Source organism: Caballeronia sp. LZ028 (assembly GCF_031451415.1).
GTDB classification, from domain to species: Bacteria; Pseudomonadota; Gammaproteobacteria; order Burkholderiales; family Burkholderiaceae; genus Caballeronia; species Caballeronia zhejiangensis.
On record NZ_JARUXN010000001.1, the window covers coordinates 2,888,889 to 2,904,289 of the forward strand.

The window sequence follows — 15,401 nt, forward strand, 5'->3', positions numbered from 1 at the left end:
GCCAAAGCAACCGTTCGTCCATCATGCAGCCTTCGTTCGATCCGACCGCCGCGCATTTCGCGAGCCGCTATCTGGCGGCGTTCGCGGCGCTGCCCGTGGCCGTGCAGTACGGGTTCGCCATCGTGTTCGGCCTCGTGATCGGCAGTTTTCTTACTGTCGTCGTGCATCGTCTGCCCGTCATGCTCGAACGCGCGTGGCGCGCGGAAGTCGACGCAGCCATTCCCGAGGCGTCCGATGCCACCAAATTCGCCGCCGCCGATCCCTATCCCGAGCGCTTCAATCTCGCCGTGCCGCGCAGCGCGTGTCCGCATTGCAAGCACGTGCTGCGCGCGTGGGAAAACATTCCCGTCATCAGCTATCTGGCCCTGCGCGGACGTTGCTCGGCATGCGGCGCACGCGTGAGCCCGCGCTATCCGCTGACCGAACTCGCGACCGGCGCGCTGGCGGCGCTATCGCTTTACGCGTTCGGTCCCACGTGGCCCGCGCTGGCCGCGTTCGGTCTATGCGCGGCCTTGCTGACGGCAGGGCTCATCGACTACGACACACGCTATCTTCCCGATGTACTGACGCTGCCCTTGCTTTGGGCCGGGCTTCTCGTCAATTTCGGCGAAGGCGGATTCGCGACGCTGCACGACGCCGTGACGGGCGCAGTCGCAGGCTATCTGTTCCTGTGGTGCGTGTACTGGCTCTTCAAGCTCGTGCGCGGCGTGGAAGGCATGGGCTACGGCGACTTCAAGCTGCTCGCCGCGATCGGCGCGTGGCTCGGATGGTCGGCGCTCGCGCAAGTGCTTCTGATCGCGGCCGTCGCGGGCGCCGCGTTCGGCATCGTGGCGACGTGGCGCAAGCGCATGCGTTTCGAAGAGCCGTTGCCGTTCGGACCGTTTCTCGCGGCGGGCGGCGCGATCACGCTTTTCATCGGCACGCCGCTTTATGCATTGTTAGGTTGATCGAACCGAACGGAGCAACGGATGTTCAGCATTGGTCTTACCGGCGGCATCGGCAGCGGCAAGAGCACGGTCGCTGATCTCTTCGCAGCGCGCGGCGTGCCGCTGATCGACACGGACCTGATCGCCCATCGAATCACGGCGCCGGGCGGCGTCGCGATGCCGCTCATCGCGAGCGAATTCGGCGACGGATTCATCGCGGCGGACGGCTCGCTCGATCGCGCGAAGATGCGCGCGCTCGTCTTCGCCGACGACACCGCGAAGGCGCGCCTCGAAGGCATCGTGCATCCGCTGATTCGCGCCGAGACGGAACGCCAGCGGTTCGCGGCGCAGGGCGCGTATCACATCGTCGTGGTGCCCTTGCTCGTCGAGTCCGGTGAATGGGCGAGCCGCGTGTCGCGCGTGCTCGTGGTGGATTGCCCCCTCGAGACGCAGATCGCTCGCGTCATGCGGCGCAACGGCTTCACGCGCGAACAGGTACTCGCGATCATCGCGAAGCAGGCGTCTCGCGAAGCGCGTCTCGCGGCTGCCGACGACATCGTGCTCAACGATGAAACCGCCACGCTCGACACGCTCGCGCAGCAAGTCGAAACACTGCACGGCCGTTATCTTTCGCTTGCGTCCGCATGACGCGACGGCGATCGCCTGAGTTAGCGAAATCGTCGAAAAGTTCCCCGTTTTCCGCCGAAACGAGCCATTCGGCGCCCGAATATGGCCCGATTTGCTAGGGTGAGGATGCGGCATTAGAATGTGCTCACTTCCGCTCATGGAAGCAACCGACCCACGCCGAGGCGAGCGCGCTTGATCCTTTACGAGTATCCCTTCAACGAGCGAATCCGGACGCTGCTGCGCCTCGAAGACCTGTTCGAGCGCTTCACGTTCTTTCTGACTCAGGAAGACGCGCGAGAACATCACGTTGCACTCACGACGCTCTTCGAGATCGCGGAAGTCGCTGGCCGCACGGACCTCAAAGCCGACCTCATGAAGGAACTGGAACGGCAGCGGCAAACGCTCGCGCCGTTTCGCGGCAATCCGGGCATCGAACAGGAAGCGCTCGAAGCCGTGCTCGGCGAAATCGAGCAGACGCTCGCCGGCCTCACCGAAATGCACGGCAAGACCGGCCAGCATCTCGCCGACAACGAATGGCTCGCGAGCATCCGCAGCCGCACGATCATTCCCGGCGGAACGTGCAAGTTCGATTTGCCGTCGTATTACGCCTGGCAGCAGTTGCCGGTCGAGGAGCGCCGCCAGGACATCGCGAAGTGGGTCATGCCGATGCTCGCGTTGCGCGACGCGGCGGCCATCGTATTGCGGCTCGCGCGTGAGTCGGGTCAGGCATCGAAAGTCATGGCGATGCAGGGCAGCTACCAGCAGATGTTGTCCGGCCGCACGTATCAGCTGATGCAAGTGCGCGTCTCACCGGACACGCGCGTGATTCCGGAAGCAAGCGCGAACAAGTACATGCTGTGGGTGCGCTTCACGGTGCAGGACGGCGATCTGAAACCGCGCGCCGTCGATGTCGACGTGCCGTTTCATCTGACGCTTTGCAGCCTTTGAATCGGAACGGTTTGGCCTCATGTGGTCAAATATCGTCCGTAACCGGCTCAATTCGTATTCGTCATGACCACTGTCGTCAAATGTCCGACCTGCGGCAAGGATGTCCGCTGGGTTCCCGAAAACCGCTTTCGCCCGTTCTGTTCCGAGCGCTGCAAGCAGATCGATCTCGGCGCGTGGGCGGCCGAGAAGTACAAGATCGCGGGTAATTCGCAGGAAACGCCGCCGGACGAAGACAATCGCGGCGGACTCAACTGAGCGCCGTTATTCGCGCTCTTCCTCTTCGAGCCATTCCAGAATCGGAATGGCTGCCGGCAGGAGCGGCGCGACCTCGACGGGAAGCGTCTGCCAGGCGATCGCCTGACCTTCGCGGCCGACCGGCGAACCGTTCCACTCCGTCACTTTGCAGAAGAAAAGCCGCACGTACGCATGGGGATAATCATGCTCCAGCGTGCGCCAGAGCTGGCACGCGGTGACATCGATGCCGAGTTCCTCGTGCAGTTCGCGACCGAGCGCCGCCTCGATGCTCTCGCCCGGCTCCAGCTTGCCACCGGGAAACTCCCAGTAACCTTCATACGGTTTGCCCGCGGGCCGCTGCGCAAGCAGATAGCGCCCGTCGTGCTGCACCATCACGCCGACGGCCACTTCGGTCACCTTGCGGCCATCGGGCGCGATGTCCGGCTTCGCATCGGTCATTGCTTGCGTCCCGACCAGTCGCGCGCGAATTGCCACGCCACGCGGCCCGAGCGCGATCCGCGTTCGAGCGCCCACACGAGCGCATCGCCGCGTGCGCTTTCGACTTCGGCGTCGGCGCAGCCGAAGTGCTTCAGCCAGTGTCCGACGATCGACAGATAGTCGTCCTGCTTGAACGGATAGAAGCTGACCCAAAGGCCGAAGCGCTCGGAAAGCGAAATCTTTTCTTCGACCACTTCGCCGGGATGAATCTCGCCGTCGGACGTGTGCTTGTACGTCTCGTTGTCGCTCATGTATTCGGGCAACAGATGGCGGCGGTTCGACGTCGCGTAGATGAGCACGTTGTCCGATTGCGCGGCGACGGAGCCGTCGAGCGCGACCTTCAGCGCCTTGTAGCCCGACTCGCCTTCCTCGAACGAGAGATCGTCGCAGAAGACGATGAAACGCTCGGGCCGCGTGGAGATCAGATCGACGATATCGCCGAGATCATGCAGATCGTCCTTGTCGACTTCGATCAGGCGCAAGCCGTCCTTCGCATACGCGTTCAGACACGCCTTGATCAGCGACGACTTGCCCGTGCCGCGCGCGCCCGTCAGCAGAACGTTGTTCGCGGGCAGCTTGTTCACGAACTGTTGCGTGTTCTGCCGAATGAGCGATTTCTGACGATCGATGTTCTGAAGGTCGTCGAGCGAGATCTGCGAGATGGCGGAAACGGGTTGCAGGAAGCCGCGTCCCTGACGCTTGCGCCAGCGAAACGCCACCGCGGATTCCCAGTCGATATCGGGCGCGGCGGGCGGCAACATGCCTTCGATGCGCGCCAGCACCGCTTCGGCGCGCGTGAGAAATTGTTCGAGTTTATCCATCGAGTTGTCCGCGTTCAGGAGCGATAGTCGGCGTTGATGCTCACGTAATCATGCGAAAGGTCGCAGGTCCAGACGGTCGCTTGCGCGTCGCCGCGCCCGAGCACGACGCGAATCAGGATCTCGCTCTTCTTCATCACGCGCTGGCCGTCTTCTTCCTTGTACGCGGGATTGCGCCCGCCGGCTTTCGCGACCAGCACGTCATCGAGATAAAGATCGATCTTGCCGACATCGAGATCCGTTACGCCCGCATAACCGATCGCAGCGAGAATGCGGCCGAGGTTCGGATCGGACGCGTAGAACGCGGTCTTAACGAGCGGCGAATGGCCGATCGCGTAGGCAATCTGACGGCACTCCGCCGCGTCCTGGCCGCCCTCCACCGTGATCGTCATGAACTTGGTCGCGCCTTCGCCGTCGCGCACGATGAGTTGCGCGAGTTCCTGCGCCACTTCGGTCACGGCGTCGCGCAATGCGGCGTACGCGGGCGAATCCGTCGATGTGATCGGGGGCAGCGACGACTTCCCCGACGCGATCAGGATGAACGAATCGTTGGTGGACGTATCGCCGTCTATCGTGATGCAGTTGAACGAACGATTCGCGACGTGCTTCACGAGCTGATCGAGGACCGGCTGCGCGACGTTCGCATCGAATGCGAGGAAGCCGAGCATCGTCGCCATGTTCGGGCGGATCATGCCCGCGCCCTTGCTGATGCCCGACAGCGTGACGACGTGACCGTCGATCGTTACCTGGCGCGACGCCGCCTTCGGCAGCGTGTCGGTCGTCATGATCGCTTGCGCGGCGTCGAACCAGTGCGCGGCTTGTTGATTCGCGAGCGCGGCGGGCAGACCGGCCTTCAGGCGATCGATCGGCAGCGGCTCCAGAATCACCCCGGTCGAGAACGGCAGGATTTGCTGCGCATCGAGATTGGCGAGACGCGCGAGCTCCGCACAGGTTTCGCGCGCGTGCGCCATGCCCGGCTCGCCGGTGCCCGCGTTCGCGTTGCCCGTATTCACGACGAGCGCACGAATGCCCTTGCCGCCTTGGCCCGCCGCCGCGAGATGCTCACGGCAGACCGTAACCGGCGCGGCGCAGAAGCGATTCTGCGTGAAAACGCCCGCGACGCTCGCGCCTTCATCGACGCGAATGACGAGCACGTCCTTGCGATTGGGCTTGCGAATGTTCGCCTCCGCGTAACCGAGCGTGACGCCGGGGACGGGATGAAGCGCTGCGGGATCGATCGAGGGGAAGTTGACGGCCATGTTCGCGTCTCGCTGAAAGTGGCGAATGCCGGCTCATCGAACCGGCACATGATGAAAGACTGACGCCGGCCAGCGGATTCGAACCGGCGCCGTGAATGATGGATGCTGCAAAGACAAACGACGCATCGCTGCGTCGCTTGTTCGTCAGGTCACGAGCCGATTACACCAGCTTGCCGTGACAGTTCTTGTACTTCTTGCCGCTGCCGCACGGGCACGGATCGTTGCGGCCGACCTTCGGCACGTCGTCCGAAGGACGCGTCGCCACGCTGATGTCGTCGCCCGCGGCCATCGCCTGGCTGACCATCTGCGCGGTGGCGCTCGCCGCCGCCGCGGCGGGCGTCGGCTCGGCGGCCGGCGCGTTGAAATCCGCGTGCGTGAACGACACGTTTTCCAGATGGCTGCCTTTCTCTTCGTACTGCTCGGCGGCTTCTTCGAGCTGCTCCGGCGACTGGATCTGCACGTTCATCACGACGCGCGTGACTTCCTGCTTCACGGCGTCGAGCATCGCGGCGAACAGTTCGAACGCCTCGCGCTTGTATTCCTGCTTCGGGTTCTTCTGCGCATAGCCGCGCAGATGGATGCCCTGCCGCAAGTGATCGAGCGCGGCGAGATGCTCGCGCCAGCGGCTATCGAGCGTCTGCAGCATGATCGAGCGCTCGAACGCGCTGAACGATTCGCGGCCGACCATCGCGACCTTCGCTTCGTACGCTTCGTCGGCGGCGGCGAGCACGGCTTCGCAAATTTCTTCCGCGTCGATCGAATTCGACTCGTTGATCATCTCCTGAACCGCGAGATCGAGCGACCAGTCGTTGCGCAGCACTTCTTCCAGCTCCGGCGCTTCCCACTGCTCTTCGATGCTGCCCGCCGGCACGAAGGTTCGCACGACGTCGCCGATCACGCTTTGACGCATCGCCGCGATGGTTTCCTGCACGTCGTTCGCTTCGAGCAGTTCGTTACGCTGCTGATAGATGACCTTGCGCTGATCGTTCGCGACGTCGTCGTATTCGAGCAGTTGCTTGCGGATGTCGAAGTTGCGCGCTTCGACCTTGCGCTGCGCGCCTTCGATCGAACGCGTGACCATGCCTGCTTCGATCGGCTCGCCTTCCGGCATCTTCAGGCGATCCATGATCGCGCGCACGCGATCGCCCGCGAAAATGCGCAGAAGCGGATCGTCCAGCGACAGATAGAAGCGCGACGAACCCGGATCGCCCTGACGGCCCGCGCGGCCGCGCAGCTGGTTGTCGATACGGCGCGACTCGTGACGCTCGGTGCCGATGATATGCAGACCGCCCGCCGCCTTCACGTGATCGTGCAGCGCCTGCCATTCGTCGTGCAGCTTCTGGATGCGCGCGGCTTTCTCGTTCTCGGGGATCGAGAGATCCGCTTCGATGAACGACGCCTGCTTCTCGACGTTGCCGCCAAGCACGATGTCCGTGCCGCGGCCGGCCATGTTCGTCGCGATCGTGACGGCGGCCGGACGGCCCGCCTCCGCGACGATCGCCGCTTCGCGCGCGTGCTGTTTCGCGTTGAGCACTTCGTGCTTCACGCCCGCCTGCGTGAGCAGGTGCGACAGCAATTCGGACGCTTCGATCGACGTCGTGCCGACGAGCGTCGGCTGACCGCGCTCGACGCAATCGCGGATGTCGCGAATCACCGCATCGTAACGCTCTTTCGACGTCTTGTAGATCTGATCCTGCTTGTCGACGCGCTTCGGCGGACGGTTGGTCGGAATCACGACCGTTTCGAGGCCGTAGATTTCGTTGAATTCGTAGGCTTCCGTGTCCGCCGTGCCGGTCATGCCGGACAGCTTCGAGTACATGCGGAAATAGTTCTGCAGCGTGATGGACGCGAGCGTCTGGTTCTCGGCCTGAATCTGGACGTGTTCCTTCGCTTCGACCGCCTGATGCAGACCGTCCGACCAGCGGCGGCCGGTCATCATGCGGCCGGTGAATTCGTCGACGATCACGACTTCGCCGTTCTGCACCACGTAGTGCTGATCGCGCAGGAAAAGCGTATGCGCGCGCAACGCGGCATAGATGTGGTGCATCAGCGTGATGTTCTGCGGCGCGTAGAGACTCTCGCCTTCGCCGATCAAACCCCACTCGGCGAGCAGGCGCTCGGCCTTCTCGTGGCCCGATTCGGTCAGGAACACCTGACGCGCTTTTTCATCGAGCGTGTAATCGCCCGGCTTTTCGACGCCGGTGCCGTCGGCCTTCTCTTCGCCGATCTGCTGCTCGAGCAGCGGCGGCAGCGCGTTCATGCGCACGTAGAGATCGGTGTGATCTTCAGCCTGACCGGAGATGATGAGCGGCGTGCGTGCCTCGTCGATGAGGATCGAGTCCACTTCGTCGACGATCGCGAAATTGAGCGGCCGCTGCACGCGCGCGTTGGTCTCGTAGACCATGTTGTCGCGCAGATAATCGAAACCGAACTCGTTGTTCGTGCCGTACGTGATGTCCGCCGCGTACGCTTCCTGCTTCTGCGAGTGTTCCATCTGCGACAGATTCACGCCGCACGACAGACCGAGGAAGTTGTAGAGGCGCGCCATCCATTCGGCATCGCGCTGGGCGAGGTAGTCGTTCACCGTCACGACGTGCACGCCGCGGCCCGACAGCGCATTCAAATACGCGGCGAGCGTCGCGACGAGCGTCTTGCCCTCGCCGGTACGCATTTCCGCAATCTTGCCGTAATGCAGGACCATGCCGCCGATGAGCTGCACGTCGAAGTGGCGCATCTTCAGGACGCGCTTGCTCGCCTCGCGGCAGACCGCGAACGCCTCGGGCAGGATCACGTCGAGCGATTCGCCGCCCGCGACGCGCTGGCGGAACTCATCGGTCTTGGCGCGCAGCTGGTCGTCCGAATACTTCTCGACGGTCGGCTCGAGGGCATTGATTGCCGCAACGGTCTTTTGATACTGCTTGACCAGCCGCTGATTGCGGCTGCCAAAAATCTTCTGAAGGAAACCGGTCGTCATCGGATCAGTGTCTGCGTCGCGGCTTCGGACGGCCACAGCACAAAGCTGCGTCCGGGCTCGGAGAACCTCGGCGACTTAAGTCCATAAGGTGAAATTCGAATCGGGAATTTTAGCATGTGAGTTTGGCAGACCTTGCGTCGGCGTGCCCGCGCGTGCGTAGACGGAACGCGACAGTCAACCCGCTGAAAGCTCGGGCGAAACTCGTTTCCCCGCCCGAAGCATCTGGCCGCCTCGCGTACAATCGAACCGTTCCGTCGGGCCTGCGCCTATACAAAAATGAGCCGCTTTTCTACGAATTCAAGATCGGGTTTCGATCCGCGGCGGCCGCAAGCCGTCGCCGACGTCCTCGATCGCACCGATGCGTTCCGCGCGTTGCGCGCGGGCGTCGAGCAAGTGGCGGCGCTGCAGCGCGATCTGAGCTCGCTTTTGCCGGATTATCTGGCGTCGAACGTGGAACCGGGTTTCATCAAGGACGGAGTCCTCGCGCTTTTCGCCGCGCACAACGCGCTGGCGGCGCGGTTGCGGCATATCGAGCCGCGTCTGCTTTCCGACCTGCAACAACGCGGCTGGGCCGTCAACGCGCTGAAAATCCGCGTCCGTCCGCAGCCGATGAAAGAATCCGCGCCGCCGAAGCAGGCGCGCATGTCGGCGGCGGGCGCAACGGCGCTGCATGATCTGGCGGCCTCGCTCGAGCCGTCGCCTCTACAGGAAGCGCTCGCGCGGATGGCGGCGCGGCATCAGGCGCGCGGACAAAAAAAATGAGCGGCGCCCGGCCGCTCATTCTTGTTCATCCGTTGAGGCTTTCAGTTAAGCAAACGCGGTCTGCGTGTCGAAACCGAAACCGCGCGGTGCGGTTTTCGTATCTTCAAATGTGACGATTTCATAAGCGTCTTCGTTCGCGAGCAACTCACGCAGCAGCATGTTATTCATCGCGTGACCGCCCTTGTACGCCTTGTACGACGCCAGCAACGGACGGCCGACCACGTACAGGTCGCCGATCGCGTCGAGCATCTTGTGCTTCACGAATTCGTCGTCGTAACGCAGGCCGTCATTGTTGAGGATGCGGTACTCGTCGAGCACGATCGCGTTGTCCATGCTGCCGCCGCGCGCGAGCCCCAGTTCGCGCATCATCTCCACTTCATGCGCGAAGCCGAACGTGCGGGCGCGCGCGATTTCACGCACATACGACGTGGTCGCGAAATCCACTTCGAGCGCCTGACCGGTCTTGTCGACGGCCGGATGGCGGAAATCGATCGTGAAGCTCAGCTTGAAGCCGAAATACGGTTCCAGGCGCGCGAATTTGTCGCCGTCGCGTACTTCGATGGGCTTCGTCACCTTGATGAATTGCTTCGGCGCGTTCTGCTCTTCGATACCCGCCGATTGAATCAGAAACACGAACGATGCCGCGCTGCCGTCCATGATCGGGATTTCCTCGGCGGTCACATCGACATACAGATTGTCGATGCCGAGGCCCGCGCACGCCGACATCAAATGCTCGATGGTCGAGACGCGCGCGCCGTCCTTCTGCAGCACGGAAGCGAGACGCGTGTCGCCAATCGCCATCGCGGACGCGGGAATATCGACCGGCTCGGGCAGGTCGATACGCGAAAAGACGATGCCCGTCCCGATCGGCGCTGGGCGCAGGGTCAGGTCGACCTTGCGGCCGGAATGGAGCCCGATCCCCACGGTTTTGACGACGGTCTTGATTGTTCGCTGCTTCAACATGATGTTCTTTCCGATTCAAGATCCTATAAAGGAAATTAATCGTGCGTTAAATTCTAATAGGTCGAATTATACTCCATTCGCCGCATGCCGTCCTGATCCAGGTGGTATCAACTGTTTCCCTGTGTTACGCCAAGGCGAAGGATTTGTGAAGTAGAACGGGCCGATGGCCGGAATGGAGGCATTTCCGGTCATCGGCCCCAAATTGCAGCTCAATGCGAGGGCGCTTCAAGCGTTGCGCGCGGGCAACGCGGCGCGCCGCTGCACTCAGCGCAACGTCGCCAGGATACTGCGAGCGTCGCTGACTTCGAACTTGCCGGGCGCTTCGACATTCAGCGTCTTGACCACGCCGTCGTCGACCACCATCGCGTAGCGCTGGGAACGGATTCCCATGCCACGCTCGGACAAATCCTGATCCAGTCCGAGTGCCTGAGTGAAACGCGCACTGCCGTCCGCAATCATCTTCACCTTGCCCGCGGTTTGAAGATCGCGTCCCCACGCGTTCATGACGAACGCGTCGTTGACGGAAACGCACCAGACTTCGTCGATGCCTGCCGCGGACAAATCCGCCGCCGCTTCGACATAGCCGGGCACGTGTCTGGCGGAGCACGTCGGCGTGAACGCGCCCGGCAATCCGAAGATCACCACGCGCTTGCCTGCGCTCCGCTCGCGCACCGGGAACGCATTCGGTCCCACGGCACAGCCCTCGGTGGCCTCGTCGATGAACTCGAAGAGACGCACGTCGGGCAACGTTTCACCCACTTTGATCATGCTCGGTCCTTCCCTCATCAGTGCTCGCGGACATCCTCGCGATCGCATCGTCCCGCAACCGCGCCGAAAGTCTCCGCAGCGATTTCGGCTTCACTCTGCCTTCCTCGACGTCAGGGGCAGATTCGTGGAGGTCGGCTGGCCACGGCCCGGCGTCCGTTTTGCATCAGGACGCGGCCTTGGACAGTCGCCCCACGCGAAGCCTGCATCGTGCGCGCCGGACGTTCAGCGCGTGCACGCGGTGTGCCGCTTCGTCACGAACTCAGCAGCAAATAACGTGCGCTTCGCTCAGTCCGCCTGCTTGCGCAGGAACGCCGGAATGTCGTAAGTATCGACGCCTTTTTCCTGCAGCGCCTGCACGTGCGAAGCCGCCGTTTCACGCGTCGAGCGCCACACTGCCGGCGTGTCGAGCTGACCGTAATCCGTCGTGCTCTGACCGTGCTGCGTACCGTACGAATTGTGCGCGGCGGCGTGATGCGCGTGTGCGACCGGCTGATTGTCGGTGCCCGTGCGCAGGAGGGTCATCGGCGCTTGCTGCTGCTTCTTCGCCGCGCGGCCCAGGCCCGTCGCCACCACCGTCACGCGCAGCGCGTCGCCCATCGCGTCGTCGTACACGGCGCCGAAGATGACCGTTGCATCGTCGGCTGCGTAGGACTTGATGGTGTTCATCACTTCACGCGTTTCCGACAGACGCAGCGAACGGCTCGACGTGATATTCACCAGCACGCCGCGCGCACCCGACAGATCCACGCCTTCCAGCAGCGGACTCGCGACCGCCTGTTCCGCGGCGAGACGCGCGCGATCGACGCCGGCAACCGTCGCCGTGCCCATCATCGCCTTGCCCTGCTCGCCCATCACCGTCTTCACGTCTTCGAAGTCGACGTTCACGAGACCATCGACGTTGATGATTTCAGCGATACCGGCGACAGCGTTGTTCAGCACGTCGTCCGCGCACTGGAAGCACTTGTCCATCTCGGCGTCATCGCCCATCACCTCGAACAGCTTGTCGTTCAGCACGACGATCAGCGAGTCGACGTGATCCTCCAGTTGCTGCGAGCCCGCTTCCGCGACGCGCATGCGGCGGCCGCCTTCGAACTCGAACGGTTTGCTCACGACGCCAACGGTGAGAATGCCCATTTCCTTGGCGATCTGCGCGACCACCGGCGCCGCGCCCGTGCCCGTGCCGCCGCCCATGCCCGCGGTGATGAACACCATGTGCGCGCCGCGCAGTGCGTCGGCGATACGCTCGCGCGCGTCTTCCGCCGCTTCCTTGCCCTTCTCCGGCTTCGCGCCAGCGCCGAGACCGGTCATGCCCAGTTGCAGAACCGCCGGCGCGCGCGAACGGGCGAGCGCTTGCGCGTCGGTGTTCATCACGATGAAGTCGACGCCCTGCACGCCGCGGTTGATCATGTGCTGAACCGCGTTGCCGCCAGCACCACCAACGCCCACGACCTTGATGATCGTTCCGTTGGTTTCCGTTTCCAGCATTTCGAAATCCATGTTGCCTCCGTCAAGAATGAAGATCGGCGTTATTCGACGAGAGATCGGGCAACCCCTTGTCGCGCACCAGCCGCCGGTACCGGCGCGAAATTCTTTTTGTTGCGTGTTGCGTATTGCTTAGAAATTCCCGAGGAACCAGTCTTTCATCCGCGAGAAGACTTGTCCCATCGAACCGTTCTGTACCGCGACCTTGCGGCCGCGCATGCGTTGCGAGCGTCCTTCGGCGAGCAGGCCCATTGCCGTCGAATAGCGCGGATTGCGCACGACATCGGCAAGGCCGCCCGCGTATTCCGGCACGCCGATGCGCACCGGTTTCAGGAAGATGTCTTCGCCGAGCTCGACCATGCCGGGCATCATCGCCGCGCCGCCGGTCAGCACGACGCCGCTCGACAGCAGTTCTTCATAGCCCGACTCGCGCACGACCTGCTGCACCAGCGAGAACAGCTCTTCGACGCGCGGCTCCACGACCGCCGCCAGCGCCTGCCGCGACAGCGTGCGCGGACCGCGCTCGCCCAGCCCCGGCACTTCGATCATTTCGTCCGGATCAGCGAGCGCCTGCTTCGCGATGCCGTAGCTCACCTTGATGTCTTCCGCATCCGGCGTCGGCGTGCGCAGCGCCATCGCGACGTCGCTCGTGATCTGATCGCCCGCGATGGGAATCACCGCCGTATGTCGGATCGCGCCTTCGCTGAAGATGGCGATGTCCGTCGTGCCGCCGCCGATATCGACGAGCACCACGCCCAGTTCCTTCTCGTCCTCGGTCAGCACCGCAAGCGACGACGCGAGCGGCTGCAGAATGAGGTCGTTCACTTCGAGGCCGCAGCGGCGCACGCACTTCACGATGTTCTGCGCCGCGCTCACCGCGCCCGTCACGATGTGCACCTTCACTTCGAGGCGGATGCCGCTCATGCCGATCGGCTCGCGCACATCCTCTTGCCCGTCGATGATGAATTCCTGGGTGAGGATATGCAGCACCTGCTGATCGGTCGGGATGTTGATCGCCTTGGCCGTTTCGATCACGCGCGCGACATCCGCCTGCGTGACCTCCTTGTCCTTGATCGCGACCATCCCGCTCGAATTGAAGCTGCGGATATGGCTGCCCGCGATCCCGGTGAATACGTTTGTGATCTTGCAATCCGCCATCAGTTCGGCTTCTTCGAGCGCGCGCTGGATGGATTGCACCGTGGCCTCGATATTGACCACGACGCCCTTCTTCAACCCCTTCGAGTCGCTCTGACCGAGTCCGATTACCTCGTAGTGGCCTTCGCCCTTCAATTCGGCGACGATCGCGACCACCTTCGACGTTCCGATGTCGAGGGAAACCAGCAGGTCTTTGTAGTCTTTGCTCATAGCGTGCTCATGCCTGTGATGTCTGCTTACTTCTTGGCCTTGTCGGTGTCGTTGATGAAGCGCATGTTCGCGGCTCGTATGGCAAAGCCGTTCGGGTACCGCAAATCCGCATATTCGATGTCCTTCCCCCAGCGTCCCGTGACGGACGGCCACGACGCGACGAAACGCTTGCAACGGTCGTTCAGCGTGTCCTGATTACGCTCGCGTCCGAGTTCGACCTGCGTGCCGTTCGACAGCTTGACCGTCCACGCGAAGCGCGGCGACAGCGTGACTTCTTCCGGCTTCGCGTCGAGCGGCGCGAACCACTTCTCGAAATCGTGATACCGCGCGACCACTTCCTTCGCCGTGCCCTCGGGGCCGTCGAACGCTGGCAGATCGTCGTCGAGTTCGCCCTGATTCGCGGTGAAGAGATCGCCGTCCACGCTCACCAGTTGATCGTTCCCCCACGTGCCGAGCGGCTTGTATTCCTCGAGCGTCACCGCGAGCGCGTTCGGCCATACGCGGCGCACGCTCGCGTGGCGCACCCACGGCACCTGCTCGAACGCGGCGCGCGCCGCATCGAGATCGACCGTGAAGTAGTTGCCCTTCAGATGACCGATCACGCTTGCCCGCACGACCGGCGAGCTGATGTGCGCCGTATCCCCGTCGATCTGAATCTCGCGCAGGCGAAACTCGGGACGCTGGATCGCCCAGTACCCCGCGGCGCCGAGAAGCAGCAGCACGAGCACGACGTGCAGCCCGTTGGCGGCGAGGTTGAGTTGGCGAACGTTGTTCCACATGGTTTCGCTTGTTCGTGTCCTGTGTGTGATCGACCTAGTTCTTCAGCGTGAGCGACAGCACTTTCACGACGAGATCCTTGTAGCTGATGCCGACCGCGCGCGCGGCTTTCGGCGGCAGCGAGTGATCGGTCATGCCGGGCGCCGTGTTCACCTCGAGGAAATACGGGTTGCCGTCCGAGTCGAGCATGAAGTCGGCGCGGCCCCAGTCGGTGCAGCCGAGAATCTCGAACGCGCGCTTCGTCAGCTGCTTCATGCGCGTTTCTTCGGCTTCGGTCAGGCCGCACGGAATCAGGTATTGCGTGTCGTCCGCGACGTACTTCGCGTGATAGTCGTAGAACTCGCCCGCCGGCACGATCTTGATGACCGGCAAGTCGAGATCGCCCGCGATGCAGCACGTAAATTCGCCGCCGCCCTCGATGCTCTTCTCGACGATCACGATCTTGTCGTAATTCACCGCTTCTTCGAGCGCGGGCACGAGCGTTTCCGCGCTCTTCACCTTGATGACCGCGACGCTCGATCCTTCGCTCGCCGGCTTGACGAAGAGCGGCAGCCCGAGCTTCGCGATGATGTCCTGCGCGCGCGCCGCGTAGTCTTCGCCGCGAAAGACGGTTTCGAACGGCGGCGTGGGAATGCCGGTCTGCTGCCACACGAGCTTCGTGCGCAGCTTGTCCATGCCGAGCGCCGAGCCGAGCACGCCGCTGCCCGTATAGCGGATGCCGTAGAAATCGAGCGCGCCCTGCAGTTGCCCGTTCTCGCCGTAACCGCCATGCAGCGCGATGAACGCGCGCACGAAGCCTTGCGCCTTCAGATCCGAAAGCGGATGCCGCGCCGGATCGAACGCGTGCGCGTCGATGCCCGCCTCGCGCAAGCCTTCGAGCACGAGGCGCCCGGAATTGAGCGAGACCTCGCGTTCGGCGGAATTGCCACCGAGCAGCACCGCGACTTTGCCGAAGACTTTCGGATCGATTTGATTCACTTGATTGCTCATGGTCTTGCTC

The 15,401-nt window shown here is 63.2% G+C and carries 15 protein-coding genes; 5 read left to right on the forward strand and 10 right to left on the reverse strand.

Going from position 1 to position 15,401, the window contains the following annotated elements; all coding sequences use genetic code 11:
• The first annotated feature begins 23 nt into the window (after positions 1-23).
• The 4 genes from QCE58_RS13675 (at position 24) to yacG (ending at position 2,756) form a co-directional block, all read left to right on the forward strand.
• Positions 24-947 carry an A24 family peptidase gene (locus QCE58_RS13675; protein WP_175982749.1) on the forward strand — a complete coding sequence of 308 codons (924 nt, stop codon included), beginning with the start codon at positions 24-26 and terminating at the stop codon, positions 945-947.
• 21 nt (positions 948-968) lie between these two features.
• Complete coding sequence (gene coaE / locus QCE58_RS13680) at positions 969-1,574, forward strand: dephospho-CoA kinase (protein ID WP_175982748.1); 606 nt, start codon at positions 969-971, stop codon at positions 1,572-1,574.
• A gap of 171 nt (positions 1,575-1,745) precedes the next feature.
• On the forward strand, positions 1,746-2,501 hold the full coding sequence (gene zapD, locus QCE58_RS13685; protein WP_008342965.1) for a cell division protein ZapD: 756 nt from the start codon (positions 1,746-1,748) through the stop codon (positions 2,499-2,501).
• 63 nt (positions 2,502-2,564) lie between these two features.
• Positions 2,565-2,756, forward strand: coding sequence for a DNA gyrase inhibitor YacG (yacG, locus tag QCE58_RS13690; protein WP_008342966.1), 192 nt, complete (start codon positions 2,565-2,567; stop codon positions 2,754-2,756).
• 6 nt (positions 2,757-2,762) lie between these two features.
• On the opposite strand, the gene QCE58_RS13695 is transcribed toward yacG, so the two are convergent.
• The 4 genes from QCE58_RS13695 to secA form a co-directional block, all read right to left on the reverse strand.
• Positions 2,763-3,194 (reverse strand): NUDIX domain-containing protein, encoded by a 432-nt coding sequence (locus QCE58_RS13695; RefSeq protein WP_008342968.1) that lies wholly within the window; start codon positions 3,192-3,194, stop codon positions 2,763-2,765.
• A complete protein-coding gene (locus tag QCE58_RS13700) occupies positions 3,191-4,054 on the reverse strand; it encodes an ATP-binding protein (protein ID WP_239295169.1) in 864 nt (287 codons plus the stop codon). The genes QCE58_RS13695 and QCE58_RS13700 overlap by 4 nt, the downstream gene beginning before the upstream one ends.
• Before the next feature lie 14 nt (positions 4,055-4,068).
• Positions 4,069-5,310: a bifunctional glutamate N-acetyltransferase/amino-acid acetyltransferase ArgJ gene (gene argJ / locus QCE58_RS13705; RefSeq protein ID WP_239295170.1), complete on the reverse strand. Its 1,242-nt coding sequence runs from the start codon at positions 5,308-5,310 to the stop codon at positions 4,069-4,071.
• Positions 5,311-5,470: 160 nt separating this feature from the next.
• A complete protein-coding gene (gene secA / locus QCE58_RS13710; RefSeq protein ID WP_034471684.1) occupies positions 5,471-8,284 on the reverse strand; it encodes a preprotein translocase subunit SecA in 2,814 nt (937 codons plus the stop codon).
• Between the two features lie 276 nt (positions 8,285-8,560).
• Between secA and QCE58_RS13715 the strand changes: the two genes are divergently transcribed.
• Positions 8,561-9,046, forward strand: coding sequence for a DUF721 domain-containing protein (locus QCE58_RS13715; protein WP_250521400.1), 486 nt, complete (start codon positions 8,561-8,563; stop codon positions 9,044-9,046).
• Positions 9,047-9,091: 45 nt separating this feature from the next.
• Here the strand turns inward: QCE58_RS13715 and lpxC are convergent, their stop codons facing one another.
• From lpxC to QCE58_RS13745, 6 genes are all read right to left on the reverse strand, one after another.
• A complete protein-coding gene (gene lpxC / locus QCE58_RS13720) occupies positions 9,092-10,009 on the reverse strand; it encodes a UDP-3-O-acyl-N-acetylglucosamine deacetylase (RefSeq protein WP_008342975.1) in 918 nt (305 codons plus the stop codon).
• Positions 10,010-10,273: 264 nt separating this feature from the next.
• A complete protein-coding gene (locus QCE58_RS13725) occupies positions 10,274-10,777 on the reverse strand; it encodes a peroxiredoxin (protein WP_175982744.1) in 504 nt (167 codons plus the stop codon).
• Between the two features lie 285 nt (positions 10,778-11,062).
• Positions 11,063-12,274 carry a cell division protein FtsZ gene (gene ftsZ, locus QCE58_RS13730; RefSeq protein ID WP_008342979.1) on the reverse strand — a complete coding sequence of 404 codons (1,212 nt, stop codon included), beginning with the start codon at positions 12,272-12,274 and terminating at the stop codon, positions 11,063-11,065.
• A 117-nt stretch (positions 12,275-12,391) separates the two neighbouring features.
• Complete coding sequence (gene ftsA / locus QCE58_RS13735) at positions 12,392-13,624, reverse strand: cell division protein FtsA (RefSeq protein ID WP_008342980.1); 1,233 nt, start codon at positions 13,622-13,624, stop codon at positions 12,392-12,394.
• Positions 13,625-13,650: 26 nt separating this feature from the next.
• Positions 13,651-14,403: a cell division protein FtsQ/DivIB gene (locus tag QCE58_RS13740; protein WP_008342982.1), complete on the reverse strand. Its 753-nt coding sequence runs from the start codon at positions 14,401-14,403 to the stop codon at positions 13,651-13,653.
• A gap of 34 nt (positions 14,404-14,437) precedes the next feature.
• A complete protein-coding gene (locus tag QCE58_RS13745; RefSeq protein ID WP_008342984.1) occupies positions 14,438-15,379 on the reverse strand; it encodes a D-alanine--D-alanine ligase in 942 nt (313 codons plus the stop codon).
• Positions 15,380-15,401: the final 22 nt, after the last annotated feature.

Bases quoted from the DNA above. Each gene is read 5' to 3' on its own strand.
- QCE58_RS13675 (WP_175982749.1), top strand. From the start codon at position 24: ATGCAGCCTTCGTTCGATCCGACCGCCGCGCATTTCGCGAGCCGCTAT.
- coaE (WP_175982748.1), top strand. From the start codon at position 969: ATGTTCAGCATTGGTCTTACCGGCGGCATCGGCAGCGGCAAGAGCACG.
- yacG (WP_008342966.1), top strand. From the start codon at position 2,565: ATGACCACTGTCGTCAAATGTCCGACCTGCGGCAAGGATGTCCGCTGG.
- QCE58_RS13695 (WP_008342968.1), bottom strand. From the start codon at position 3,194: ATGACCGATGCGAAGCCGGACATCGCGCCCGATGGCCGCAAGGTGACC.
- QCE58_RS13700 (WP_239295169.1), bottom strand. From the start codon at position 4,054: ATGGATAAACTCGAACAATTTCTCACGCGCGCCGAAGCGGTGCTGGCG.
- argJ (WP_239295170.1), bottom strand. From the start codon at position 5,310: ATGGCCGTCAACTTCCCCTCGATCGATCCCGCAGCGCTTCATCCCGTC.
- secA (WP_034471684.1), bottom strand. From the start codon at position 8,284: ATGACGACCGGTTTCCTTCAGAAGATTTTTGGCAGCCGCAATCAGCGG.
- QCE58_RS13715 (WP_250521400.1), top strand. From the start codon at position 8,561: ATGAGCCGCTTTTCTACGAATTCAAGATCGGGTTTCGATCCGCGGCGG.
- lpxC (WP_008342975.1), bottom strand. From the start codon at position 10,009: ATGTTGAAGCAGCGAACAATCAAGACCGTCGTCAAAACCGTGGGGATC.
- QCE58_RS13725 (WP_175982744.1), bottom strand. From the start codon at position 10,777: ATGATCAAAGTGGGTGAAACGTTGCCCGACGTGCGTCTCTTCGAGTTC.
- ftsZ (WP_008342979.1), bottom strand. From the start codon at position 12,274: ATGGATTTCGAAATGCTGGAAACGGAAACCAACGGAACGATCATCAAG.
- ftsA (WP_008342980.1), bottom strand. From the start codon at position 13,624: ATGAGCAAAGACTACAAAGACCTGCTGGTTTCCCTCGACATCGGAACG.
- QCE58_RS13740 (WP_008342982.1), bottom strand. From the start codon at position 14,403: ATGTGGAACAACGTTCGCCAACTCAACCTCGCCGCCAACGGGCTGCAC.